At 39.4% G+C, this 22368-nt stretch carries 37 protein-coding genes; 29 read left to right on the forward strand and 8 right to left on the reverse strand.

Translation table 11 applies throughout. The features are described 5' to 3' along the window. Positions 1 to 27: 27 nt before the first annotated feature. Entirely contained in the window at positions 28 to 3678 is a 3651-nt protein-coding gene (rpoC, locus tag IGJ28_RS03520) for a DNA-directed RNA polymerase subunit beta' (protein WP_003128876.1), read from the forward strand. A 43-nt stretch (positions 3679 to 3721) separates the two neighbouring features. Here rpoC and IGJ28_RS03525 read toward each other — a convergent pair whose 3' ends face one another. Further along, complete coding sequence (locus tag IGJ28_RS03525) at positions 3722 to 4372, reverse strand: hypothetical protein (RefSeq protein ID WP_287040846.1); 651 nt, start codon at positions 4370 to 4372, stop codon at positions 3722 to 3724. A 140-nt stretch (positions 4373 to 4512) separates the two neighbouring features. Here IGJ28_RS03525 and IGJ28_RS03530 point away from each other — a divergent pair, with 140 nt between their 5' ends. Then, entirely contained in the window at positions 4513 to 5001 is a 489-nt protein-coding gene (locus IGJ28_RS03530) for a Dps family protein (protein WP_003128880.1), read from the forward strand. Between the two features lie 44 nt (positions 5002 to 5045). On the opposite strand, the gene argH is transcribed toward IGJ28_RS03530, so the two are convergent. Further along, positions 5046 to 6425, reverse strand: a complete 1380-nt coding sequence (argH, locus tag IGJ28_RS03535) for an argininosuccinate lyase (RefSeq protein WP_257601932.1) — start codon at positions 6423 to 6425, stop codon at positions 5046 to 5048. 59 nt (positions 6426 to 6484) lie between these two features. Further along, positions 6485 to 7699: an argininosuccinate synthase gene (locus IGJ28_RS03540; RefSeq protein WP_257601933.1), complete on the reverse strand. Its 1215-nt coding sequence runs from the start codon at positions 7697 to 7699 to the stop codon at positions 6485 to 6487. Between the two features lie 400 nt (positions 7700 to 8099). On the opposite strand from IGJ28_RS03540, the gene rplM reads away from it, so the two are divergent. Both rplM and rpsI read left to right on the forward strand, forming a co-directional pair. Next, a complete protein-coding gene (gene rplM / locus IGJ28_RS03545; RefSeq protein ID WP_301337271.1) occupies positions 8100 to 8546 on the forward strand; it encodes a 50S ribosomal protein L13 in 447 nt (148 codons plus the stop codon). 15 nt (positions 8547 to 8561) lie between these two features. Further along, a complete protein-coding gene (gene rpsI, locus IGJ28_RS03550; RefSeq protein ID WP_003128901.1) occupies positions 8562 to 8954 on the forward strand; it encodes a 30S ribosomal protein S9 in 393 nt (130 codons plus the stop codon). Between the two features lie 86 nt (positions 8955 to 9040). Here the strand turns inward: rpsI and IGJ28_RS03555 are convergent, their stop codons facing one another. From IGJ28_RS03555 to IGJ28_RS03570, 4 genes are all read right to left on the reverse strand, one after another. Next, a complete protein-coding gene (locus tag IGJ28_RS03555) occupies positions 9041 to 10198 on the reverse strand; it encodes a site-specific integrase (RefSeq protein WP_252712646.1) in 1158 nt (385 codons plus the stop codon). Between the two features lie 162 nt (positions 10199 to 10360). Then, positions 10361 to 11350 carry a DUF3644 domain-containing protein gene (locus IGJ28_RS03560; protein WP_252712647.1) on the reverse strand — a complete coding sequence of 330 codons (990 nt, stop codon included), beginning with the start codon at positions 11348 to 11350 and terminating at the stop codon, positions 10361 to 10363. Between the two features lie 41 nt (positions 11351 to 11391). Continuing rightward, a complete protein-coding gene (locus tag IGJ28_RS03565; protein WP_438845149.1) occupies positions 11392 to 11823 on the reverse strand; it encodes an ImmA/IrrE family metallo-endopeptidase in 432 nt (143 codons plus the stop codon). 9 nt (positions 11824 to 11832) lie between these two features. Then, complete coding sequence (locus IGJ28_RS03570) at positions 11833 to 12180, reverse strand: helix-turn-helix domain-containing protein (RefSeq protein WP_438845150.1); 348 nt, start codon at positions 12178 to 12180, stop codon at positions 11833 to 11835. Between the two features lie 307 nt (positions 12181 to 12487). On the opposite strand from IGJ28_RS03570, the gene IGJ28_RS03575 reads away from it, so the two are divergent. From IGJ28_RS03575 to IGJ28_RS03605, 7 genes are all read left to right on the forward strand, one after another. Then, on the forward strand, positions 12488 to 12679 hold the full coding sequence (locus tag IGJ28_RS03575) for a helix-turn-helix transcriptional regulator (protein WP_252712650.1): 192 nt from the start codon (positions 12488 to 12490) through the stop codon (positions 12677 to 12679). Continuing rightward, on the forward strand, positions 12679 to 12960 hold the full coding sequence (locus IGJ28_RS03580; protein WP_438845151.1) for a hypothetical protein: 282 nt from the start codon (positions 12679 to 12681) through the stop codon (positions 12958 to 12960). Before IGJ28_RS03575 ends, IGJ28_RS03580 begins: the two co-directional genes overlap by 1 nt. A gap of 12 nt (positions 12961 to 12972) precedes the next feature. After that, positions 12973 to 13167 (forward strand): hypothetical protein, encoded by a 195-nt coding sequence (locus IGJ28_RS03585; protein ID WP_438845152.1) that lies wholly within the window; start codon positions 12973 to 12975, stop codon positions 13165 to 13167. A 5-nt stretch (positions 13168 to 13172) separates the two neighbouring features. Beyond that, positions 13173 to 13355 (forward strand): hypothetical protein, encoded by a 183-nt coding sequence (locus IGJ28_RS03590; protein WP_438845153.1) that lies wholly within the window; start codon positions 13173 to 13175, stop codon positions 13353 to 13355. A gap of 305 nt (positions 13356 to 13660) precedes the next feature. Then, the gene (locus tag IGJ28_RS03595; RefSeq protein WP_438845154.1) at positions 13661 to 13843 is read left to right on the forward strand and encodes a hypothetical protein; all 183 of its coding nucleotides are present in this window, start codon (positions 13661 to 13663) and stop codon (positions 13841 to 13843) included. Between the two features lie 5 nt (positions 13844 to 13848). Further along, positions 13849 to 13995 carry a hypothetical protein gene (locus IGJ28_RS03600; protein WP_252712295.1) on the forward strand — a complete coding sequence of 49 codons (147 nt, stop codon included), beginning with the start codon at positions 13849 to 13851 and terminating at the stop codon, positions 13993 to 13995. Positions 13996 to 14298: 303 nt separating this feature from the next. Continuing rightward, a complete protein-coding gene (locus IGJ28_RS03605; protein ID WP_301554800.1) occupies positions 14299 to 14430 on the forward strand; it encodes a hypothetical protein in 132 nt (43 codons plus the stop codon). Between the two features lie 10 nt (positions 14431 to 14440). Here the strand turns inward: IGJ28_RS03605 and IGJ28_RS03610 are convergent, their stop codons facing one another. Beyond that, on the reverse strand, positions 14441 to 14605 hold the full coding sequence (locus IGJ28_RS03610; RefSeq protein WP_252712297.1) for a YjzC family protein: 165 nt from the start codon (positions 14603 to 14605) through the stop codon (positions 14441 to 14443). A 55-nt stretch (positions 14606 to 14660) separates the two neighbouring features. On the opposite strand from IGJ28_RS03610, the gene IGJ28_RS03615 reads away from it, so the two are divergent. The 18 genes from IGJ28_RS03615 to IGJ28_RS03700 all read left to right on the forward strand — a co-directional run bounded on the left by IGJ28_RS03615 (position 14661) and on the right by IGJ28_RS03700 (position 22366). Beyond that, a complete protein-coding gene (locus tag IGJ28_RS03615; RefSeq protein WP_438845155.1) occupies positions 14661 to 14810 on the forward strand; it encodes a hypothetical protein in 150 nt (49 codons plus the stop codon). Next, the gene (locus IGJ28_RS03620; protein WP_438845156.1) at positions 14807 to 15043 is read left to right on the forward strand and encodes a hypothetical protein; all 237 of its coding nucleotides are present in this window, start codon (positions 14807 to 14809) and stop codon (positions 15041 to 15043) included. The genes IGJ28_RS03615 and IGJ28_RS03620 overlap by 4 nt, the downstream gene beginning before the upstream one ends. Positions 15044 to 15139: 96 nt before the next feature. Further along, positions 15140 to 15277 carry a hypothetical protein gene (locus tag IGJ28_RS03625; RefSeq protein ID WP_438845157.1) on the forward strand — a complete coding sequence of 46 codons (138 nt, stop codon included), beginning with the start codon at positions 15140 to 15142 and terminating at the stop codon, positions 15275 to 15277. Further along, positions 15253 to 15666, forward strand: a complete 414-nt coding sequence (locus tag IGJ28_RS03630) for a hypothetical protein (protein WP_438845158.1) — start codon at positions 15253 to 15255, stop codon at positions 15664 to 15666. The genes IGJ28_RS03625 and IGJ28_RS03630 overlap by 25 nt, the downstream gene beginning before the upstream one ends. 12 nt (positions 15667 to 15678) lie before the next feature. Continuing rightward, positions 15679 to 16422 carry a hypothetical protein gene (locus tag IGJ28_RS03635; protein ID WP_438845159.1) on the forward strand — a complete coding sequence of 248 codons (744 nt, stop codon included), beginning with the start codon at positions 15679 to 15681 and terminating at the stop codon, positions 16420 to 16422. A gap of 82 nt (positions 16423 to 16504) precedes the next feature. Next, the gene (locus tag IGJ28_RS03640) at positions 16505 to 16843 is read left to right on the forward strand and encodes a hypothetical protein (protein ID WP_438845160.1); all 339 of its coding nucleotides are present in this window, start codon (positions 16505 to 16507) and stop codon (positions 16841 to 16843) included. Positions 16844 to 16925: 82 nt separating this feature from the next. After that, the gene (locus tag IGJ28_RS03645; protein ID WP_438845161.1) at positions 16926 to 17474 is read left to right on the forward strand and encodes a host-nuclease inhibitor Gam family protein; all 549 of its coding nucleotides are present in this window, start codon (positions 16926 to 16928) and stop codon (positions 17472 to 17474) included. A gap of 2 nt (positions 17475 to 17476) precedes the next feature. Beyond that, complete coding sequence (locus IGJ28_RS03650) at positions 17477 to 18142, forward strand: AAA family ATPase (RefSeq protein ID WP_252712680.1); 666 nt, start codon at positions 17477 to 17479, stop codon at positions 18140 to 18142. After that, complete coding sequence (locus IGJ28_RS03655; protein ID WP_252712681.1) at positions 18143 to 18760, forward strand: DUF669 domain-containing protein; 618 nt, start codon at positions 18143 to 18145, stop codon at positions 18758 to 18760. A 49-nt stretch (positions 18761 to 18809) separates the two neighbouring features. Further along, the gene (locus IGJ28_RS03660) at positions 18810 to 19757 is read left to right on the forward strand and encodes a DnaD domain-containing protein (RefSeq protein WP_438845162.1); all 948 of its coding nucleotides are present in this window, start codon (positions 18810 to 18812) and stop codon (positions 19755 to 19757) included. Continuing rightward, the gene (locus IGJ28_RS03665; protein WP_252712725.1) at positions 19738 to 20040 is read left to right on the forward strand and encodes a hypothetical protein; all 303 of its coding nucleotides are present in this window, start codon (positions 19738 to 19740) and stop codon (positions 20038 to 20040) included. The genes IGJ28_RS03660 and IGJ28_RS03665 overlap by 20 nt, the downstream gene beginning before the upstream one ends. Further along, a complete protein-coding gene (locus IGJ28_RS03670) occupies positions 20037 to 20402 on the forward strand; it encodes a hypothetical protein (RefSeq protein ID WP_252712726.1) in 366 nt (121 codons plus the stop codon). Before IGJ28_RS03665 ends, IGJ28_RS03670 begins: the two co-directional genes overlap by 4 nt. Positions 20403 to 20586: 184 nt before the next feature. Then, the gene (locus IGJ28_RS03675) at positions 20587 to 20796 is read left to right on the forward strand and encodes a hypothetical protein (protein WP_438845163.1); all 210 of its coding nucleotides are present in this window, start codon (positions 20587 to 20589) and stop codon (positions 20794 to 20796) included. Positions 20797 to 20841: 45 nt separating this feature from the next. Then, complete coding sequence (locus IGJ28_RS03680) at positions 20842 to 21084, forward strand: hypothetical protein (RefSeq protein ID WP_438845164.1); 243 nt, start codon at positions 20842 to 20844, stop codon at positions 21082 to 21084. A 107-nt stretch (positions 21085 to 21191) separates the two neighbouring features. Then, positions 21192 to 21560, forward strand: a complete 369-nt coding sequence (locus IGJ28_RS03685; protein ID WP_438845165.1) for a hypothetical protein — start codon at positions 21192 to 21194, stop codon at positions 21558 to 21560. After that, positions 21560 to 21763: a hypothetical protein gene (locus IGJ28_RS03690; protein ID WP_438845166.1), complete on the forward strand. Its 204-nt coding sequence runs from the start codon at positions 21560 to 21562 to the stop codon at positions 21761 to 21763. Before IGJ28_RS03685 ends, IGJ28_RS03690 begins: the two co-directional genes overlap by 1 nt. Positions 21764 to 21801: 38 nt before the next feature. Beyond that, a complete protein-coding gene (locus IGJ28_RS03695) occupies positions 21802 to 22185 on the forward strand; it encodes a YopX family protein (RefSeq protein ID WP_438845167.1) in 384 nt (127 codons plus the stop codon). Next, complete coding sequence (locus tag IGJ28_RS03700) at positions 22178 to 22366, forward strand: hypothetical protein (RefSeq protein ID WP_438845168.1); 189 nt, start codon at positions 22178 to 22180, stop codon at positions 22364 to 22366. The genes IGJ28_RS03695 and IGJ28_RS03700 overlap by 8 nt, the downstream gene beginning before the upstream one ends. Positions 22367 to 22368 lie beyond the last annotated feature (2 nt).

The following is a 22368-nucleotide window of genomic DNA, read 5'->3' on the forward strand; positions in this document are numbered from 1 at the left end:
CATGAAATGAAATGGAGGGAACCTTTTTTGATCGATGTAAATAAATTCGAAAGTATGCAAATCGGTTTGGCTTCTCCTGAAAAAATCAGAAGCTGGTCTTACGGTGAAGTAAAAAAACCTGAAACCATTAACTATCGTACGTTGAAACCTGAACGCGAAGGGTTGTTTGACGAGCGTATTTTCGGCCCAACCAAAGACTGGGAATGTGCCTGCGGAAAATACAAACGAATTCGTTATAAAGGAATCGTTTGTGACCGTTGCGGTGTTGAAGTCACTCGCTCAAAAGTTCGTCGTGAACGGATGGGTCACATTGAATTAGCGGCACCTGTATCACATATTTGGTACTTCAAAGGCATTCCTTCACGGATGGGTCTAGTGTTAGACATGAGCCCACGTGCCTTGGAAGAAATCATTTATTTTGCTTCTTATGTCGTGATCGAGCCAGGAAACACTAGTCTTGAGAAGAAACAATTATTGACTGAACGGGAATACCGTGAAAAACGTGACCAATACGGTCAAGAATTTTCAGCAGCGATGGGTGCTGAAGCCATCAAACAATTGTTGGATGGTGTGGATCTAGACGGCGAAGTGGCTGAACTAAAAGAAGAATTGAAAAACGCGACCGGACAAAAACGGACACGTGCGATCCGTCGTTTAGATATCTTAGAAGCTTTCCGTGCTTCAGGAAACAAACCAAGCTGGATGGTCATGGATGTTATTCCAGTTATCCCGCCTGATTTGCGCCCAATGGTCCAATTAGAAGGTGGCCGTTTCGCAACAAGTGACTTGAACGATCTTTATCGCCGTGTAATCAACCGGAACAACCGCTTGAAACGTCTATTAGACTTAAATGCACCGAATATTATTGTTCAAAATGAAAAACGGATGCTCCAAGAAGCAGTGGATGCCTTGATCGATAATGGTCGTCGCGGTCGTCCAGTTGCAGGACCAGGTAACCGTCCATTGAAATCTCTTTCTCATATGTTGAAAGGGAAGCAAGGTCGTTTCCGTCAAAACTTGCTAGGTAAACGTGTTGACTATTCTGGTCGTTCCGTTATCGTCGTTGGACCATTCCTAAAAATGTATCAATGTGGATTGCCAAAAGAAATGGCGATCGAATTGTTCAAACCATTTGTGATGCGTGAATTGGTTTCTCGTGAAATCGCGTCAAACATCAAAAATGCGAAACGTAAAATCGAACGCCAAGAAGATGAAGTTTGGGATGTCCTAGAAGACGTCATCAAAGAACACCCTGTTCTTTTGAACCGGGCACCTACGTTGCACAGACTTGGAATTCAAGCATTTGAACCTGTATTGGTTGAAGGCCGTGCGATTCGTTTGCACCCACTAGTCTGTGAAGCCTACAATGCCGATTTCGATGGAGACCAAATGGCTGTCCACGTGCCATTGAATGAAGAAGCGCAAGCCGAAGCACGGATGTTGATGTTAGCAGCACAAAACATCTTGAATCCGAAAGACGGTAAGCCAGTTGTAACACCATCTCAAGATATGGTCCTAGGGAACTACTACTTGACGATGGAAGAAGAAGGCCGCGAAGGGGAAGGCATGATCTTCCGCGACATGGACGAAGCAGTAACTGCTTGGCGCAATGGTTACGTGCATTTACACACCCGTATTGCGATCAATCCAAACACATTAGGGGACAAACCATTTACTGCAGAACAAAAAGAACGCTTGATGGTAACGACTGTTGGGAAAGTGATCTTCAACTCGATCATGCCAACAGAATTCCCTTACTTGAATGAACCAACAGATTTCAACTTGACAGTCCAAACACCAGATAAGTACTTTGTCGAAGCTGGAACAGATATTCCTGCTTTCATCAAAGAACAAGAACTAGTCGGACCATTCAAGAAGAAAAACTTAGGAAATATTATTTCTGAAGTCTTCAAACGTTTCCGCATCACTGAAACATCACGGATGCTTGACCGCATGAAAGACTTAGGGTACAGCCATTCAACAATGGCCGGTATCACTGTAGGTATCGCAGATATCATGAACTTGCATGAAAAACATGACATCATCGAAAATGCCCACAAACAAGTTGAAACGATCACGAAACAATTCCGTCGTGGTTTGATTACTGATGATGAACGTTATGAACGCGTAATCGGTGTCTGGAATGCCGCGAAAGATGAGATCCAATTGAAACTGATGGAATCATTGGAAGCGAAAAACCCAATCTTCATGATGTCTGATTCTGGAGCCCGTGGTAACATCTCCAACTTTACTCAGCTTGCTGGGATGCGTGGATTGATGGCTGCGCCGAATGGACAAATCATGGAATTACCGATCATTTCAAACTTCCGTGAAGGACTTTCTGTCTTAGAAATGTTTATCTCTACTCACGGGGCTCGTAAAGGAATGACCGATACCGCCTTGAAGACAGCCGATTCTGGTTACTTGACTCGTCGTTTGGTTGACGTGGCGCAAGATGTCATCATTCGTGAAGAAGATTGCGGAACCGACCGTGGCTTAGATATTCAAGCCATTCGTGAAGGTAACGAAATCATCGAATCATTGGAAGAACGCTTGATTGGACGTTACACACGTAAATCAGCGATCCATCCAGAGACTGGTGCAGTCATTGTCGGACCAGATCAATTGATCACTGAAGACCTTGCCAAAGAAATCGTTGACGCAGGAATCGAAACTGTTTCGATCCGTTCCGTCTTTACATGTAATACAAAACATGGTGTATGTAAACATTGTTATGGCCGTAACTTGGCAACTGGTTCAGAAGTTGAAGTTGGTGAAGCAGTTGGTACGATCGCTGCCCAATCAATCGGTGAACCAGGTACTCAGTTGACCATGCGTACATTCCATACCGGTGGGGTAGCCGGTGATGATATCACTCAAGGTCTGCCTCGTGTCCAAGAAATCTTTGAAGCCCGTAATCCGAAAGGTCAAGCGGTCATCACTGAAGTTACCGGTGAAGTAATCGATATCTCTGAAGATGCGTCTACTCGTACGAAAGAAGTGACGATCAAAGGGGAAACTGATACTCGGACCTATACTGTACCATTTACCGCACGTATGAAAGTGGTTGAAGGAGACTTTATCCATCGTGGTGCACCATTGACAGAAGGATCAATCGATCCAAAACAATTGCTGCAAGTACGTGACGTCTTGTCTGTTGAAAACTATCTATTGCGTGAAGTACAACGCGTTTACCGTATGCAAGGGGTAGAAATCGGCGACAAACATATCGAAGTAATGGTTCGTCAAATGTTGCGTAAAGTTCGTGTCATGGATCCAGGTGATTCAGACATCTTGCCAGGAACATTGATGGATATCGCTGACTTTAAAGACCGCAACTACAACACATTAGTTGCCGGTGGGGTTCCTGCTACCAGCCGCCCAGTCTTACTTGGTATCACAAAAGCATCCTTGGAAACAAACAGCTTCTTATCTGCTGCATCCTTCCAAGAAACAACGCGCGTGTTGACAGATGCTGCGATCCGCGGGAAGAAAGATCCATTACTAGGATTGAAGGAAAATGTTATCATCGGTAAGATTATTCCTGCAGGTACTGGTATGGCTCGCTACCGTGAAATGGAACCAAAAGAAGTCACTGTTGCGAGTGAAAATGTCTATAGTATTTCCGACATTGAAGCGCAAATGGCTGCAGAAGATGCATTGAACAACCAAAACTAAACAAAAGCCCGCTGTTTCGCTAATGAAACAGCGGGCTTTTTTGTTAAAGGAAACGCACGATGACTAATGCTAAACTCAAACAAGGAACAAAGGGCAGCATTCGTAATTGGTTTCTGACAAACAGCTTATGCAATGAAAAAAACAAGAGCCCGCAGCAGCTAGCGATAATCAACAGCCACAGGAGTTGGTGAGTAGACAGCCAAGGCGCCCAACCACCAATCAAGAATAAGTCACCATCTCCTAGCTGTTCTTGCCAAACGAAAAAGAATAATGGCAGAAGCAGGAGGAAGTTCTGCCAATGAAAAGGCTGTGCGTTCATGAGATTGGTAAAAGCCAATAAAAACAAAGAAGGATAGAGAATCTCTCCCTTAACACTATAGTCGTAAAGATCTGTCAGAGTGAGGAGGTAAGCACTGTTCAACCAGACCAATGCCAGCCAACACTCCCCTACGGATGGTTGTAGGAAAGCAAGCCAGATCAGCCAAGCATAAACGCTTTTTGCCAATAAACTAGCAGCAGTGCAATCCAATAAAACTTGAGCATGCTTGATAAAAGGAAAAAATGGCTGTTGGGCCACGGAATAGAAAATAGGAGGTTTTCTATGAAAATCATCAAAATATTCGCTTGGATCATCTTGCCAGTAAGTGGTTTGAATAAACGCATATACCGCTGCACCTAAAATATACCCCCACATCAGATACACTGTCTCCTCCTCCTTTGCCTCATAAAGAAATACGTGAAAAGCTGAGAAATTTTCTCAAGTAGTAGGTTTTGGTGTACTTTTTTTTAGATTCATACTATGCTTGAAATAGAGAATTTAAAGGAGGAATCGTAATGAAATTTGAACAAACAAAAGAAGTGTTGAATCAACTCGTTGCTGACTTAAGTCAAATGGCAATGGTCGTTCACCAAACACACTGGTACATGCGAGGACCTGGCTTTTTAACTTTACATCCAATGATGGATGATTTTATGGATGATTTGAACGACCAATTAGATGTGATCTCTGAACGCTTGATCACATTAGATGGCTCACCCTACTCAACATTACGGGAAATGGCAGACAATACACAAATCCCTGATGAAATCGGCAACTGGGACCGTACGATCCCAGAACGTTTAGCTACACTTGTTGAAGGTTATCGTTATCTAGCTGACTTATACCAAAAAGGGATTGAAGTCAGTGGTGAAGAAGGCGATGATCCAACGCAAGATATCTTTATCGGTTTCAAAACGGATACCGAAAAACGTATCTGGATGATCCAAGCGCACCTAGGTGAAGCGCCTCAAATCGATCCAGCAAAATCACGTGTGCGTCATTGATTCAGTGAGCATAAAAAAGCGAAGACCTAAATCTTCGCTTTTTTTTATGCCAATGCCAAGGATTGCTTGGCGACTTCGATCTGTTGTTTGACTTGGTCAAATCCGGTACCGCCGTAAGAATGCCGGTTCTTGACCGCCGTATAGGAGTCTAGTTTATCGTAAATGTCTGATTCGATCACTGGCTGGACTGCTTGATACTCTTCTAGTGGGATATCCTGCAAATAAATGCCTTTACTGAGGCACTCACTCACCAATTTACCAACGATTTCATGGGCTTGTCGGAAAGGAATTCCTTTACCTGCTAAATAATCCGCCAGTTCAGTGGCATTGGAAAAGTCTTTTTCTGTCGAACGTTTCATTCGCTCATGGTTGACTTGCATCGTTTGGATCATTCCAGTCATGATCTGCAAGCTTTTCACAATGGTTTCGGTGGTATCGAACATGCCTTCTTTGTCTTCTTGGAAATCTTTGTTATAAGCCAAAGGCAAACCTTTCATGACCGTCAATAAACTAAAAAGGTTGCCATAGACACGTCCTGTTTTGCCGCGGATCAATTCCGCCATGTCAGGATTCTTTTTTTGCGGCATGATTGAACTACCTGTAGAGAAAGTATCCGTCAATTCCACGAATTGAAACTCATGACTGCACCAAAGAATCAACTCTTCACAAAAACGAGAAAGATGCATCATCAAAATCGCGGCATTACTCAAAAATTCCAGAATAAAATCACGGTCACTAACGGCATCCAGACTATTGCTGTAAATCGAGCCAAAACCTAATTCTTCCGCACTATAGGCACGGTCGATAGGGAATGTGGTGCCAGCCAATGCAGCACTGCCTAAAGGCATGATATCGATCCGAGTGAGACTTTCTGTAAACCGTTCTTGATCGCGGGTCAACATGCTGTAATAGGCTAACAAGTGATGGGCAAAAGAAATCGGCTGTGCATGTTGCAGGTGAGTATAGCCAGGCATGATCGTGTAGATATTGCTTTCAGCTTGCTCCACTAGTACGTGACGGAACGCCGCAATCAAGTCGATGACTTCCTTTACCACATCCTTCAAGTACAAGTGCATATCCGTCGCAACTTGATCATTCCGACTCCGGGCCGTATGCAATTTGCCAGCGACGGGTCCAATTTCTTCATGTAAAAAGGTCTCAATATTCAAATGAATATCTTCGTTCTCAATCGAAAAGGTCAGTTCTCCAGCTGCTAATTTCTCTTGGATCGCTAACAAGCCTTGAATGATTTTGTTGCCATCTGCTTCATCAATGATCCCCGTGTGGATCAGCATTTTGACGTGAGCCAAACTGCCTTGAATGTCCTGTTTTGCCAATAATTGATCGAAAGGAATCGACGCTCCAAAGGCATCGATCCATGCTTCATTTTTGCCGTCGAAACGACCGCCCCATAATTTTGCCATTTTGCTCACCTCGAAAGAAACTTGACTTCACCCTCAAAAGGCAAAAGTCACCTCATTGACTAAATCAGTGTTTCTGTTAATTGCTGTTGTGCCTGAATCTCTGCGTGGACCTTGCTAGGCAGTCCCCATAATTTAATGAATCCGATCGCTGCATGTTGATCGAAGGTATCGGCAGACGTATAAGTCGCCAAGTTTTCATCGTAAAGACTGTTCTCCGACTTACGTCCTTCACAGATGACATTGCCTTTGAACAATTTCAAACGCACGACACCATTGACATAGACTTGTGTGCTTTTTAGAAAAGCAATCAAGGCATCGGTTAATGGATTGAACCAGAGGCCGTCATAGATCACTTGCGCCAGTTGCTGTTCGATGATTGGTTTGAAATGGGCCAACTCGCGAACAAAAACCAAATCCTCTAATTCTTTATGAGCTGTCATTAGAGCCATCGCTCCCGGACATTCGTAGACTTCACGAGATTTGATTCCCACTAAACGGTTTTCGATGTGGTCGATCCGACCAATACCATGTTCGCCGGCTAGACGATTCATTTTCATAATCAATTCGGCCAGATTCAGTGTTTCGCCATCCAATGCGGTAGGAATCCCTTGATCAAAAGTAATCTCAACGATTGTCGGTACATCAGGAGTATCTTCCAATTCTTGCGTAATGGCATAAGCGCCTCTAGGGGGAGTCGCCCATGGATCTTCTAAGACCCCGCATTCGCAAGCCCGGCCCCAAAGATTTTGATCGATCGAATAAGGGTTATCCAAATCGGCAGGAATCGGCACCCCTTTTTCAGCGGCATAGGCAATCTCTTCTTCCCGGGACCATTTCCATTCCCGAACCGGAGCAATGACTTTCAAGTGAGGGGCTAATGCGGCAATCGCGACCTCGAACCGGACTTGGTCATTTCCTTTACCAGTACAGCCATGAGCAACGGTAGTCGCCCCTGTAGCGATGGCTAATTCTACTAGTTTCTTGGCAATCAGCGGACGAGAAAGGGCAGAGACCAGCGGATAGGAGTTCTCATAGAAGGTATTCCCTTGTAAGGCAATCAATGCAAAGTCCTGAGCAAACTCTTCTCGGGCATCAATCGCATAGGATTCGATGGCACCCACAGCGAGTGCTTTGTCTTTGATCGATTGTGTATCACGGCCTTCGCCAATATCCAAACAGCACGCTACCACATCATATCCTTGATCTGTCAGCCATTTAATCGAAACAGAAGTATCAAGTCCACCAGAATACGCTAAAATTACTTTTTCTTTCATAATGAATAACTCCCATCCTTAAATTCAAGTAAGATGAAGCTATAGTAACAGAATAAAAATAAGAAATCAAGAGGAAAAGTAAATATTTATACATTGAATTCTTCTTGTGTTTAGCAAGGATATAGATACAGATTGATATAATAATAAAAACCAGAGATACTTATTGCAGGAAGTATACAAAATTATGCGCAAAATGTGTATAAAAGTGCAGGCTGTTTGGTCAGAATAACAACTGAAAGTTTTCGGAAAAGAATTGAAGGGAAATTTCAAAAAAACAGCGAAACACGTTGACATGTGGCGCTTAAGACGGTATTATGTTATATGGTATTGTTTGCCCCACGAGAGCCCCGGAAACTCAAGTGTATGTCAAACATTCGTGAAATTGAATTGGAGGAAAAAAATCGTGCGTACAACATATATGGCCAAACCAGGCGAAGTAGAACGTAAATGGTACGTAGTAGATGCAACGGATGTTCCTATGGGACGTCTTTCAGCAGTTGTGGCATCTATCTTACGTGGTAAAAATAAACCAACATTCACACCTCATGTGGATACAGGTGATTTCGTAATCGTCATTAATGCAGAAAAAATCAAATTAACAGGTAACAAAGCAAGCGATAAAATTTATTACCGTCACTCAAACTTCCCAGGCGGATTGAAATCAGTCTCTGCGGGAGAACTACGTGCTAAAAATTCTCGTCGTTTGATCGAAACTTCTGTTAAAGGCATGCTTCCTAAAAACACTTTAGGACGTAAACAAGGAATGAAACTTCATGTTTATGCTGGCGCTGAACACCCACATGCTGCACAACAACCAGAAGTATTGGACATCACAAACTTAATCTAATAGGAGGGAATTTCATTGGCACAAGCTCAATATATCGGCACAGGCCGTCGTAAAAATGCAGTAGCTCGCGTACGTTTAGTACCAGGTACTGGTAAAATTACTGTTAACAAAAAAGATGTTGAAGAATACATCCCACACGCTGACTTGCGTGAAGTAATCAACCAACCATTCGGCGTTACAGAAACTAAAGGATCATATGATGTTTTTGTAAACGTAAATGGTGGTGGATATGCTGGACAATCAGGTGCAATCCGTCATGGTATCGCACGTGCATTGCTACAAGTAGATCCTGATTTCCGTTTAGCTCTTAAACGTGCTGGCTTACTTACTCGTGACGCACGTATGGTTGAACGTAAAAAACCAGGTCTTAAAAAAGCACGTAAAGCTTCTCAATTCTCTAAGCGTTAATCATTGTCATATCAAGCTTTACGAGGTGTTTCTCAATTCGAGAGACGCCTCTTTTTTTGCTTTTGACCATACTTTTGACCATACTTTCAAAAGTTCATATATGCGGCATATTTTTCAGCAGTCTGTTCTTTAGTTTTTTCGGTTACATGAGTATAGATGTCCATCGTGGTTTTTATATCGGTATGCCCCATTCGCTCTTGCACTTCTTTAATGCTGACACCAGCTTCAAATAATAAGCTACAGTGAGTATGCCTAAAACCGTGAATAGTAATCTTCTCTAAATTGTGTTCTCTCAAAAAAGTTTTCATAAAATTATTCAGATAATCGAGATAAAGATGTTCATTATCAATGTCGGTAAATAGTAGTTGTTCAGGTTTGAGAGTATTAATTCCTAATTTGAGGTATCTTCTTCGTTGCTCTTTTTTCCAAGATAAAAGGTACTTAAGTGTTACCTCATCAATCGAAATAGTTCGCCGACTATGTTTTGTTTTTGGGGTCTGGAATATTTCTTTACCGTATTCACTTTTAGCCAATGTCTGATTGACTGATATGGTACCTTTTGATAAATCGCAATCTTTCCAACGCAAGGCTTGTAATTCTCCTTTTCGTAAACCTGTGAATGATAATAGTCTGAACATAGTAAATAATTGTATGTCTTCATTTTGTTTAAGGATATCTAGGAATTTTTTTAATTGCTCTTTCGTATAAAAAGGTGAGATATATTTTTCTTGATCAATTCTTTCAGATTTTCGTGGGCGTATAACATGGTTCATTGGATTAGTTGATAGAAGACCTATTTTGATACCGTAATCAATTATTCGTGTTGTTAATCCGATTAGATTCGAATACTTTTTATAGTATGAGAACCAATCATTTACCTGATATTGACAATAAGTAACGGTTATTTTGTCTAATGGGAGTGCTCCAAATTTTGGTAGAATATGTTTTTCAATCGCATTTCTTTGCACAAATAATGTGCTTTCTTTGACGGTATTTTTGTATTGTTCGTACCAGAGATCATAAATTTCTTTGAAAGTAGGAATTTCTTTTTTTTCAACAGAAAATCCGTTTTTTTCAATTTCTAATTCCAGTCTTGATAAGGCTATTTTTGCTTCCTTTTGAGTCTTGAATCCTCTCTTAGTCGTGTACTTCTTTTTTCGTGTGATAGGATCGATCCCGAGATAAGTTTTAAAATACCATGCTTTTTCTCCATTTTTCTTCTGATATTGTTTTATCATTGCCATAGGTTAGCCCTCCTTAGGCTCTATATTTTATTACAAATTGCTTCACAAAAATAAAGTTACCTAGTATAATGAACTTGTAAGATAACTTGAGAAGGATAAACGCTGTGTTCCCGAATGGGAGTAAGTCAATGGACGAGAATTCACATGTGCCTGGGGTTATCTTTATTTTTTTGCCTTTTTTAAGTTAGAGATAAAAGATACTGGATCCCTAATAATTTCTTCAACTAGAAAATCACACAGTGCTTGATTATATCCATATCTGTTCGCTAGTTTGTAATGAAAACAATATTTCTCATCCGATTTTATGTTATAAAAATCTATGAATAATTGTAAATCATTTTTGTTAAACACAGTCTCTTTTTGTTCCCCATTAGCAAATGTTTTTGTTAGTAAAACCCCCTTAGCTTTAAGCCGTTTATTCACTATTTTTATTACATCTTTTGTGGTTAAAGAATATATATCATTAGGGTTTTTAACATCTTTCACAATATTGAGAGTATTTTGAGAATCTTTTTTTATTTGTACAAATAAATCTGCTTCCTTCTTATTTTTTGTTATATAAAACCTGGTTTCTACAGGTATTGCATAATCAGAATTGCTTGTATCAATAGCATTTGATATTTTTGTCATTTCAGAAATTAGTTTTTTTGCCATACTTGGAGAATATTTTGCTTTAATTTCTTCTGTTGTTAATCGATCAATGCGAACGGATAATGTTAAAAAGTTTTGAGCTATATGCTCGCTGATATCTATTCCATGAAATTCTTGCATTTTAGAAATGAAATTGGCAACACAAGCTTGAAAAAGAGGTGCGTAGATATGTTCGTAGTCTTCGGTTATAAAATGAGTACTTGTATTTCTCAATTCTATAATTTGTAAAAGATTTTTTCTTAGGTTTCCATGTTTATCAGGAAAAATTGAGTCAATAGCAACTTCTAAAGATATTGTCCTGTTTGGGTTATCTTTATAATATATAGCTTCTTCGTTAGTTTTATTTATAATATGAGCTTTTAACATCAATTCCCAAGCGTTGCATATAAAAAAACTAAAACCTTCAATCCTATAACGTATTGTGGGTTTATTGTAGATTTCTATCCCCATAATAAATGCCTCTATGCTTTTATCTACTAATCTTTTTGAAATATTTTCCAATTCTAAACAACCACCTTTCTCGAATGTACGTTCTGTTTTTGCTAAAAAAATATACTGTCGGAATTGGCTCCGACAAGATACTTGGCCATGAATTGTTTAACAAATGGTTCGTACCTCAACTCGATTTCGTAGCTCTCTAAAAAATTTAAATAATTAAATGAACTAGGCTCAAAGTCCGGATTGTTTACTGTTACTTCAAGCATCTTCTCAATCATAAATTCTTCTGCTTCGTTTTCCATTTTTGAATGAAGTGCAAAAGTCTTTTTGTAAAGTACATAATTATTTTTATGTTTAGCTGCATGGCCTAATTCATGAAGTAATCTCAGCGTTTTGACATGATCAGATAGCCGAGCATCCAACACAATCATATTCATTATAGCTATATACCTAGCATCAGAATCGAGCCTTGGCGTTTCTATAATAGTGACGCCAAGCTCGTCTATAATCTCATTTACTTCATTATTCAAATCCAAACAAATCACCTATTTAGTATCAGAATTATTCTCAAGATATGCTTCGATTATACCAGTTAAAACTTTACGGTCATGTTCAGTTAAAGGCTTACCATCGCAACTCATGACTGATTCAAGAGCTTCTTCAACAGTGAACTGAGGTTTCTTAGATAGACCTGCTGTGGGGTTATCGGTTCTTCCTAGCAAATAATCGGTGGATACCTCGAAATATTCCGCTACTTTTTGTAAAGTTTCTATTTTTGGACTTTGTGTTTTCCATTTATAAATTGAATTTTTCCCAAAACCAACTCTATTTTCCAACTCTGAAACTGTTATTCCTCTCTTTTTGCACAACTCTTTTATTCTCTCCAAAAGCACTATAGAGCACCCTTTCTAGAGCATACGAAAAATTTAAAAGATAATTAGATAGAAAAATGTTGACATATCTATCCAATTGTCTTATATTTATCTCGTAAGCTAATTTAATAAGCCAACAAGCAATAAGAAACATGCCCATTTTAAATTAAACAATTCGACGTCGCCAAACCAAGAATGTTGATTTAATCGGGGGGGATTCTGTGCTTATTTAACTGTATATAAATATAAGACAGTTGGATAGATATGTCAATAGAATTTAGCGAATTTAATTAGCTTACAAATTATATGAGAAAGGAGATTTAGTAATATGTCACAAGATTTTATTTTAAAGGTCAGAATCCAATTAGCTAAGTATAACAAGACGCAGAATTGGTTGGCGGATACTATCGGGATTTCCAGAGCGTACATGTCCGATATCATGAATGGCAAACGGAAACCAGATAAACAAGTTAAGCCGATTGAAGAGGCGCTAAGTGCATTGAAAGAGGGGGAAGGCTGATGAAGATATGTATTCCTGATGATGTCGTTGCAAATCAGATTATTCCTCAGCTTGTTCAAATAGCAGTCTCTGAATTTGAAAAGAGGATGACGATGCTGACAAAGACCATGGAACTACCACCATACCCGAATAAGACTGAAGTCAAAACTATTTTAGGTATGGGGGACGACATGCTAAAAGATTGGATTGCAGATGGACTTCCAGTTATTCCTTGGAGTAAAAAAGAAGATCGATTTGATCGTGATGATATTAGAGCGCACATAAACAATATGAAGATTTAGGGGTGTCACAGCATGACATATACCTATTCCCAGGAACTATTAATCAACACTCTAGCGAAAGAAAAAGTTCGCGACCTGCAACAGGAGCTTTACGGCAAAGGCAGTGTAATAAGCGACAGACAGCGAGAAGCGATGATTCGTGAATGCAGACAGTATCAAGAGCTGCTCTATCAAAACCGATTGAATCGGCAAATAGAAATGAGGTGAGAGGGATGAAAATTTCTGAAGATAAACTCAAACAATTCACACAATTATTAGATGGACTAACAGAAATGCAATTTTCACTACTAGTTCAACAAGCAAGAAGCTTCTACTCAAGCCATCAACATAAGGTGCAACTTACTGATGAAGATTTAAAACGAATAGAAGCTAATTGTAGACGTGAGTTTATTTAGTCACTATTTGGATATGATAAGGAGCTATACGGTAGTCTACTCCTTTAAAGTGAATCATCACATAAGGAAATTGATAGAGGGTATCAGGTGTTTCACGATGAATCGGAGCCCATAGTTGGGCGTTCTCTTCCCACCAAATGTTAGGAGATACCAAGTTTGAACCCATCATGCAATTTTCATCATCGTTTAAACAGCACCAATTGCCTAGTAAGTTAGCATATATTTTAGTCATGATTTTCACCTCGCTTTCAAAATGATTTTATCAAGAGGTAAGAAACAAAACAACTAGCATAGGGGATGAGAGGATGGAAGGTTTGGAAAGAATAGCTGCGGCTTTAGAAAGTATAGCGGAAAGCCTTAGCACTTTGGCAGAAGATACTAAGGCTAATAAAGATTTGAAACTAGAGGTATTGAAAAATATTGAACGTATGGAAAAAACAATCTGTGAAGTCAAAGATAATCCATTTGGTTTAAATAATAGGAGGTGAGAGAGGTGGAGGAATTGAAAAATTTAAAAAAAGAAACTGAAATAGCTGCATTAAAAGTAGCAAAATCAATTTTTGAAGCAAATGTAACAGTTAAAAACCCGCAACTACTTGAAATAGCTACGGGATTGATAAGAATTATTTATCAAAAATGATGTACAAGATTTCTGAACCTTTATAGAAACAATACTTTCTCCTACAAAAGTATATTCTAAATCATCTTTTTTAATAAACTTGCTTATCGCATCTTTTGTTATTTTTTGTTCCCCAGAATAAAAATCGTTGTAAACAACATGTTCAAAGTTTTCAACACTAACAAAAGAATCGTTTTTTAATTGAATAGTTACTGTCATAAATTAATCACCTCCTTATCAGTATTTCAGTGGACCACTCACTGATAGGGAATTTTATCAAAAGTAATAAATAAAAATCAATCAGCACAGGAGGTGTGAATAAAAATGAAGCATTATATAACCAAATATAAAACAGACGACGGAAAACTAATTGTTGTTTCATGGCTTCAAATGAATTTATTTGGTCGTTCGTATTGTTTTTCAAAAAAAGAGCTAGTCATTCAAAAGAACAACTAGCAAATGAACATTACTTCTTGGCCCATTTGTTATTAGGTTTTGAAGTAGGTGGAAGTCGGTCTCCTTTATCAATCGTTGCATTATGCCCGCCAGGTACATTGCCGCCACGTGGACCAACTTCTTTGTATTTACCGGCAGGTTTGTTATCTTCGCCGGGTTTGTAAAGTTTACTCAATTTAATTCACCTCGCTTTCTTAAGGAAATTATACAACAGAAAGGAATGATCAAAAATGTCAAAAGAAAAACTAGATTTTATCAAAACTGTATTTCCGAATGTTGAAAAGATAATCCCTTTTGCGACAGAGGATAACCTAGCAAAGTTATTTGACCAAGCGCAACAAAAAGTAGACTACGAGTTGACGGAGGCGCAGTTTGAATGAAAAAGGTGTACTGGCTTAGACGTATTGCAGTGCTGTTAGCTTCATTCGGCTTAGGGATATTTGTCAATGCTAAGAACATTCCCGCATGGCTAATCCTTGCATATCCAACAGTGGTTATGCTTTGGTTGATGATTTATGACGAAGCATTGTTTGAACAGAATATGAAAAGAAGAGGAAAACGACATGATAGCAGAAGAAAAGCTTCATCAGTTCCAATGCAAGAGCTGCAATAGAAAGATACTCATCAACGCTACAGAACTGAAAAAGTGCGAGCCATGGAATGGTCCATATTGCACGAAATGTGGCAGACGTCTGAAGGAGATCAAGAGATGAAAGCATTGAAAAAAAGCACACACTATTTTCCGTTAGCATGTGCTTCTACAAAAGAGAAAAATGAAAAAATATACGCACATTATATCACCAAAACAAGGAGGAATGCAAGATGGCAAAAAACAAAGTATTACTGAGTGAGCTTAACGAAGGCGCACTACAAGAGCGGTTTAATTTTGAGCTTGCTCAAGTTGCTAAAAATATTCTCGATCCAAATACAGACCCAGAGAAAAAAAGAAAAATCACAATCGATATCACTGTTTTGTCAGATGAATATCGAGAGGGGTTGGTTTTTGACTGTCAGGTGAAATCAAAATTAGCCCCACGACAAAATGTCACATCAAAAGTGATTATTGGTAAAAATGCCAAAGGAGAAGTCGTTGCGAATGAACTAAAAAGCGGGCAACTTGGGCAAATGTACTTTGATCCTGTCGACTCAGAATTAAAAGATGATAAGGGAACCCCTGTTTCAGAGATTGAAAAAATTCAAGAAACAGATAAAATCAAAAAATTTAAAACGAATTAGGAGTGGAAGAAAATGACGGAACAATTAAGAGATGCTTTGGAATATGCAGTGGAATTGCGTGAAGGACAAAAAGTGATTTATGAGCAAGACAAGAAAGTATTTTATGACACTTCGAAAGCTCGTTTAGCTGAACTTGACCCAATCAAACATGCAGAAACGCTGACGGTTAATTCGTTATCAGGACTTGTTGGTTATTTAAAATCGAATATTCGTATTCTGGAGAGCAATTGGAAGCTACTTGTTCACGTAGAGAATCCAACGAAGGTAGTTGTCTATTCTTCACTCGATACAGACCGCAAGCGTGAAAGTGTGATTCAAGCGACTGCATTGTTAGATGTTTTTCCATATGGACGTTTTATGAAATCGGAAGATTTTATTATCAACGTTCAATCACTTATTCAGCGTGATCTTGATGCAGAAGCAATTCTGGCTTGTACAAGCTCGATTCGGATTGAGGGTGGGGGTGATTTGGTGGATAACGGAATTTCTCAAACTGTCACAGTCAAAGAAGGAGCTGCGACTTTAACAAAAGCAGAAGTACCAAGCCCTGCTGAATTGCGTCCATATCGCACATTTTTAGAAGTCGAACAGCCTTCAAGTCCTTTTGTGTTCCGAATTGATAAAATGGGTAACTGTGCCTTGTTTGAAGCAGATGGTGGTATCTGGAAGCACACAGCAATGGAGAATATTCATGAGTATCTAACCAATGAACTAAGTGAGTTAATTCAATCTGAAACATTGACAATTATTGCATAAGGAGAAAGCTAAAGAGAGCTTCACTTGGTTGTAGACAAGTGAAGCTCAATAGCAATTATTAGTATGACAAGGAGATGATAACATGATTAGTGAAAAAATTCAAATGATGTTAAAGGAACTACAACAGGAATGCGAAAAAGAAGGCGTATCGGCACTTTGCACGCTGAATAAAGAAGGAAAGGCAGGTTTTATGTCTGTCGGAACACTGCCCGATATTGGGTTCTGTTTGGCCTTTCAAGAAAAAAGATTAGACGAACATCTTCCGTTCCCTGCAAAAATGATACGCAATGCGGGAATTGCTGCATTAAAAGACTGTGATAATGAAGAAGAACCACCGAAACAAACACACACATTCGTGACAGATGACCCAAACGATGTGTTTGATATTCTCTCAAATATTTTGCGAGGTGAGTTTGAGTGATGGATACGTTTGAAACTGCATTAGATCAATATTTGACAACGCCAGGTTGGGGACAGCCGACTGAGGGAGAGGATGAAGAACCATGTTGAATGCTCTGGATACTTATGAATTAAGAGAACTGGAAAGCACCACTTTTTCTGAAGAAGCCTCTCCTTGGACGATTGATAGTTTAGAAAGTGCGGACTGGGCATTGCGGAAAATCGCTGTATTGAAGAAAAAGAATGATGAAATTCATCAACTAGCGGAAAAAGAACGTGAACGTATTTCTGAATGGGAAGATAAAGAAACACACAGTAATCAAGAAAGTATCGCATTTTTTGAAAGTAAATTGGCAGATTACTTGCATGAACTTCGTAAAAATGATCCAAAAGCGAAAATCAAAACACCGCACGGAACGGTGAGTACACGCAAACAACCGGATTCATGGGAATACCAAGGAGATACATTGAACACACTAAAAGAATTGGGGCTCACTGAATTTATTACGATTAAAGAATCAATTAATAAAGCAGAACTCAAAAAAGCAGTTCAAGTGTTAGAAAATGGCCGTGTCATCAGTCCTGATGGTGAAGTGATTGAATCAATCAAAGTGATTCCACAAGGCGAAAAAGTCATCGTGAAGGAGGTGTAAGGATGAAGTTCTATCCAAATGGTACCATCCCTGAACAAGCGAATATGTATTTTGTTTACGGCGATGGGGGCACAGGAAAAACATCCTTAACGAAGCAATTCAACGGAAATAAATGGATGATTACCTTTGATAAATCGACCAATCCTATTCGGACAGACAAAGATACTTCTGTAGCTGTAATTGAAGAACAAGATGCACCTATCATACAAAGTCTAGTTGAAAAAGCGATTCGAAAAGTAATAAGCAACACTGAATATGATGTCATCATTTTAGACAATATCACCGCATTACAAAATCTAGTATTAGAAAATATTGATGGTGCATCAAGAGATGGGCGCCAGAATTACCAAAAATTACAACTATGGTTCAGGCAGTTAGGAATGTTGCTAAAAGAAAGCAATAAAACGATCTATGCGACAGCACATCAAGTGGACAATGGGGCTAGCGGGTTAGATGGTAAAGGGCGTTTCAGTCCTGACATGAATGAAAAGACATTTAATGCTTTTACTTCTATGTTTGATTTGGTGGGGCGTATCTACATTGAAGGTGGGAAACGGTTGATTGATCTTGACCCTGAAAATGGCAATCATGCGAAAAATCGTATAGACGATCGAAAACTGATCGAAGCAAATGAGTTAATCAAAACTAATCAGGAAGAAGGGATTTAAATGGCATTGTTTGTCGTAGATTCACAAAATACATTAGGAAAATCAGTAAGAGAAGCTGGAAGTTACAATGTGACTATCCTTCATGATTCAGAATATAGGAAAACAAAAGAAACGCAGAATGATATGGCTGTATTCAACTATGAAGTGATGGATGGTAAATATAAAGGCGGGAAAATCCTCTATGACAACATTGTCTGGGATAACAATGATATCGAACTGTCTGTTAAGCGATTCAATACGATTTTGGCTGCGGTAGGTATTCCTGATGGAACAAGGATTGATAGTATCCAACAGCTTGTTAATGGATTAAAAGGGAAAACATTGAATATCACTGTGGATTGGAAACATAGTGAATATAACGATCGCTGGAATTTATCTGTTAAAGGGTATAGCAAATTCGACCAAGAAGGCAGCAAGCCAAATGGAGCAGAACGACCAAACGGAAAGCAAATGAATCAGACTCGGCAAAATGAGATCAATCAGGCGGTAAATAAAGTAACCCACAATAATTTTACGCAAGAAACATTACCCGTTATCGATCCATTAGCTGATACGAGAAGCTTTGCGAACGGTGGCTTTAATGGTGCAACAATCACAGATGATGATTTGCCATTCTAATACTTGTGAGGGGGATTTCCCCTCTCCTTAAAGGAGGATTTACTAGAGAATGGCTATATATAGACAACTCCACACCACATTTTGGAAAGACAAACGAGTAGGTGAATGGAGTAGAGAACAAAAACTGTTTTTTATGTATTTGTTAACGAATGATTATACCACGCAATGCGGCGTGTATGAATTTAATCGAAGATACGCGAAATTTGAACTAGATATGACTGCCGAAGAAATAAAAACAAATATTGACTTCCTCGTCAGCGAAGGCCGAATTGTCTTTAATGAAAAGTCGGAAGAGTTGATGATCGTCAACTGGCTCAAATACAACAGCGCCAGATCTCCTAAAGTTGCGGCTGTCATCGATAAAGAGCTAAAGGAGATAAAGACACTTGAATTTGCGGAAACAGTCATCAGGAAGTGTCAAGAGTATGGATATCCTATCAAAACAGAAAAGCCAAATAAGAATACCGTATCGATAGGGTATGGATACGGTATTGATACGATATCGCAACCAACACAACACATAACCAACACAGAACCATCACCATCATCAGCAACAGCATCAGCACAGAGTGCGCATGGCGCGCGCGAGGATACTGCGGCGGCTGCGGTTGGTCCGAACCCGTATCAGCTTTACCAAGAGGTGTTTGGTGTGCTGAATGGCTTGGTGGCGGATGATATCAAGTCTTGGGTACAAGATTTAGGCGAGGAAATGGTCTGTGAGGCAATGAAACGGGCAGCATTCAAGCAAAAATCATACGGCTATGCCAAGGGTATCTTGCAAACATGGGTAAGAAAAAACATCAAGACCATGGCTGATGTGAAGGCGGATGATGTGCGCCATGAGAATCAAAACAATGCCATGAAGAAAATGCCGCCAGTGCGTACAGAGCCTATCCCAGAATGGCTTGATGATCCAGAAGGCTATAACGCTCAAAAGGAAGCTGAGATCATGGAACGACTACGAAAAGAAGCGGGGGATGATCCATTTGGAAATTGATCAAGTGAACCGAATCACTGTAATTAAGCAAATCTACACTGCATTAGACCCTAGTCACAAGAACTTGATGGAAAATGTTAAGCGAATCCTTGATAGTGATCAGCCAGAAGAGGTCCGCTTTCGAATCTTCATGGTGATGTATCGCCATACTCGAATTAGCTTGGGCAAAGTATCAAAGATGCACTATGGCAAATTTCTCACTGCCGGAACTACTGAATCCATGTGGCAAGAAGCCAAGTTGCTATATCGAGGACTGATGGCAAGAAAGGAGAAGACCGGATGAAGCAAGCAAAGAAAACTCAATCGTCTCGATCCACCTATCAAAAACGGTTTTTACGTCAAAAAATCAGTGAATTGACCTACTTAGAAGGTTGGGACAATGATCCAGAGATTGTGGAGAAAGTCCAACGGCTGAGCAAAGCGCTAGAACGAGTGGTATCGCAAGAAAAACATCTGTCTAGTGATCGAGCGATCTGCACGATGGAGGAACTGAGTGTAAATAGTTATATACAGCTAAAAAAACAGGGCTATCTAGACCGTGAGATCAAGTATATTTTCAATATCACCGCATATGCTTTAGCTCGATGGAAGAAATCGCTCGGATTAACGAAAGGCGTCGTTCGTGATTTGTTAGAGGTGATGTAGATGGTCCTGAGACAATACAGAGTCGATTATGTGAATTGGAAAGGTCGCCATGCGGTGATGTATCTGCACGGCTACAGCTACTCAGAAATTGAACAACAAGCAATGGTTGCACAGGGTGTGTTCAAAATAATGAAGATTACTGTGAGTTAGTAATCGGAAGAAATAAACAACTAGGAGGAGCATTATGAAAATAGAAAACTCAGCACTACCAGAGAGCGGATACATTGAAAAAGTAATCGATGTTGAAAAATTAGAGAGTGGAAATTATCAAGTGACGGCTCGTGCTTTTCCTACAAGAAAAAGGAAAGTCCAAATTATCACGATGGAATTTTCTCAGAATGGGTTTAACGCGCTAGTTGGTTCGTTGATGGCTATGTCGCGAGGAAGAGATTAATTCCACTATCCACCAAGATTACCAACTGACAAGGAGAAAATAGAAATGCTTAACAAAGAAAATATTATGGACATTATCCAATCACATAACAACGAAATTAACGAAATTTCTAGTGAGCTAATTAAGGCAAAAGAGCTGGGATTGGACATTCCAGAGCTGACAAAGATAGCTCAAATTAGATTGGAATATTTATATGACAAAAAATATCGTTATGAAGTGCAGGCGAAAGCTTGGGGCTTAATTGATTGGATCAACTGGGAACTAGTACCTAGTGAGTATGATATGTAATTCAGCTATCCGACGAAATAGCAGAAAAATACTCTATCACTACGTGCAATGTTAATACTTTGCCTTTTTTGTGAAAAAATGTCAACCGCAGAAAGCGAGGAATGAATGTGAGTGAAATTTTGAAATGGTTAGAAGAGAAATTAGACAGACTGGCAGAAGAGTGTCACAGCAACGCTGACCCGCATAAAACCGTGAACAATAGTTTTCTTGAAGGATTCAACTATGCTTTAGCCAACGTACAAGGGTTAGAGCAACCGCAACTCAACGAGAACCAGCAGATCGTGTTGGAGTATCTAAAAACACGATTTGGGAAGCACGGGATATTGGTGAAAAGCGTATTCGTTCCTATCAATGATTTGCTGTCTGGCGCTTGGAATGATGATGTTGATATAGCTCTCGAACAATTGGATCTGAAACAAGAAATCCAAGTCTTAGAAGTATTTAGCCAATGGGCTTTGGAACAGGAGGAAGAGTGATGATCAAATTCAAGGAATTTTTAGCACCATCTATTGATGCTCAGATAACTGATTTTTTTAAAGATCAGGCAGAAAAAAATCCAGATGACGTTTTTGAATATATTGATTTAGTGGCTATTAATAATGACCGAATAATGTTGATCTATCGTCAAACAAAGAAAAGTGTATATCAGTTTAAGTCTTTAGTAAAAAGTTTAAAGTAATTCTGCAATCGTCAGCGATAGCAAACAGGAGGGATAAGATGGTACCAAAATTTAGAGCGTGGTTGAAAGATGAAAAAGAAATGCAGAATGTTTTAGCTTTTGACACAAGAGGGCACAGTTTCTTGGGAATTGAAGGGCCTCATGTAACAGTTGATGGCTGGTGCGACAATTTTGAGGTTGGTAAACAAGCAGTACTCATGCAATCAACAGGCTTGAAAGACAAGAACGGTGTGGAGATTTACTGTGGGGATATCGGTTGGGACGAACACCTCGAAGAATACGGGAAAGTAGTTTTTGAAAATGGTAGTTTCACATATGAGTGGAAAAATATTTCCGAAGATTTATTTGAAGCAACAGATGACATCGAAATAGTTGGCAACATCTACGAGAACCCCGAACTGTTGGAGCAAGTCAATGAATAATAAACAAACAATCATCATACTGATTATGGTTGTGGTAGCACTCAGTTGCTTAACCTATACAATAATTGAACAACAGGAACAAATTGAGCAGTTACAAGAACAGCTGCAGCATGAGCAGATGAAGTACAAGATTATTATCAACGATTCGTTAGTGCGAGATGCGATGGAAGCGGGAGGATGAAA

The organism is Enterococcus sp. AZ091, from assembly GCF_051714805.1.
GTDB lineage: Bacteria > Bacillota > Bacilli > Lactobacillales > Enterococcaceae > Enterococcus_D > Enterococcus_D gallinarum.

Coding starts and splice junctions, on each gene's coding strand:
- IGJ28_RS03595 (WP_438845154.1), top strand. CDS start 13,661: ATGGAAGGTTTGGAAAGAATAGCTGCGGCTTTAGAAAGTATAGCGGAA.
- IGJ28_RS03655 (WP_252712681.1), top strand. CDS start 18,143: ATGGCATTGTTTGTCGTAGATTCACAAAATACATTAGGAAAATCAGTA.
- IGJ28_RS03605 (WP_301554800.1), top strand. CDS start 14,299: ATGAAGCATTATATAACCAAATATAAAACAGACGACGGAAAACTAATT.
- IGJ28_RS03695 (WP_438845167.1), top strand. CDS start 21,802: ATGGTACCAAAATTTAGAGCGTGGTTGAAAGATGAAAAAGAAATGCAG.
- IGJ28_RS03630 (WP_438845158.1), top strand. CDS start 15,253: ATGGCAAAAAACAAAGTATTACTGAGTGAGCTTAACGAAGGCGCACTA.
- IGJ28_RS03660 (WP_438845162.1), top strand. CDS start 18,810: ATGGCTATATATAGACAACTCCACACCACATTTTGGAAAGACAAACGA.
- IGJ28_RS03615 (WP_438845155.1), top strand. CDS start 14,661: ATGTCAAAAGAAAAACTAGATTTTATCAAAACTGTATTTCCGAATGTT.
- IGJ28_RS03585 (WP_438845152.1), top strand. CDS start 12,973: ATGACATATACCTATTCCCAGGAACTATTAATCAACACTCTAGCGAAA.
- IGJ28_RS03680 (WP_438845164.1), top strand. CDS start 20,842: ATGCTTAACAAAGAAAATATTATGGACATTATCCAATCACATAACAAC.
- argH (WP_257601932.1), bottom strand. CDS start 6,425: ATGGCAAAATTATGGGGCGGTCGTTTCGACGGCAAAAATGAAGCATGG.
- IGJ28_RS03645 (WP_438845161.1), top strand. CDS start 16,926: ATGTTGAATGCTCTGGATACTTATGAATTAAGAGAACTGGAAAGCACC.
- IGJ28_RS03675 (WP_438845163.1), top strand. CDS start 20,587: ATGAAAATAGAAAACTCAGCACTACCAGAGAGCGGATACATTGAAAAA.
- IGJ28_RS03580 (WP_438845151.1), top strand. CDS start 12,679: ATGAAGATATGTATTCCTGATGATGTCGTTGCAAATCAGATTATTCCT.
- IGJ28_RS03620 (WP_438845156.1), top strand. CDS start 14,807: ATGAAAAAGGTGTACTGGCTTAGACGTATTGCAGTGCTGTTAGCTTCA.
- IGJ28_RS03625 (WP_438845157.1), top strand. CDS start 15,140: ATGAAAGCATTGAAAAAAAGCACACACTATTTTCCGTTAGCATGTGCT.
- IGJ28_RS03555 (WP_252712646.1), bottom strand. CDS start 10,198: ATGGCAATGATAAAACAATATCAGAAGAAAAATGGAGAAAAAGCATGG.
- IGJ28_RS03650 (WP_252712680.1), top strand. CDS start 17,477: ATGAAGTTCTATCCAAATGGTACCATCCCTGAACAAGCGAATATGTAT.
- IGJ28_RS03700 (WP_438845168.1), top strand. CDS start 22,178: ATGAATAATAAACAAACAATCATCATACTGATTATGGTTGTGGTAGCA.
- IGJ28_RS03640 (WP_438845160.1), top strand. CDS start 16,505: ATGATTAGTGAAAAAATTCAAATGATGTTAAAGGAACTACAACAGGAA.
- IGJ28_RS03690 (WP_438845166.1), top strand. CDS start 21,560: ATGATCAAATTCAAGGAATTTTTAGCACCATCTATTGATGCTCAGATA.
- IGJ28_RS03575 (WP_252712650.1), top strand. CDS start 12,488: ATGTCACAAGATTTTATTTTAAAGGTCAGAATCCAATTAGCTAAGTAT.
- IGJ28_RS03590 (WP_438845153.1), top strand. CDS start 13,173: ATGAAAATTTCTGAAGATAAACTCAAACAATTCACACAATTATTAGAT.
- IGJ28_RS03525 (WP_287040846.1), bottom strand. CDS start 4,372: ATGTGGGGGTATATTTTAGGTGCAGCGGTATATGCGTTTATTCAAACC.
- IGJ28_RS03665 (WP_252712725.1), top strand. CDS start 19,738: ATGATCCATTTGGAAATTGATCAAGTGAACCGAATCACTGTAATTAAG.
- IGJ28_RS03670 (WP_252712726.1), top strand. CDS start 20,037: ATGAAGCAAGCAAAGAAAACTCAATCGTCTCGATCCACCTATCAAAAA.
- IGJ28_RS03540 (WP_257601933.1), bottom strand. CDS start 7,699: ATGAAAGAAAAAGTAATTTTAGCGTATTCTGGTGGACTTGATACTTCT.
- IGJ28_RS03530 (WP_003128880.1), top strand. CDS start 4,513: ATGAAATTTGAACAAACAAAAGAAGTGTTGAATCAACTCGTTGCTGAC.
- IGJ28_RS03635 (WP_438845159.1), top strand. CDS start 15,679: ATGACGGAACAATTAAGAGATGCTTTGGAATATGCAGTGGAATTGCGT.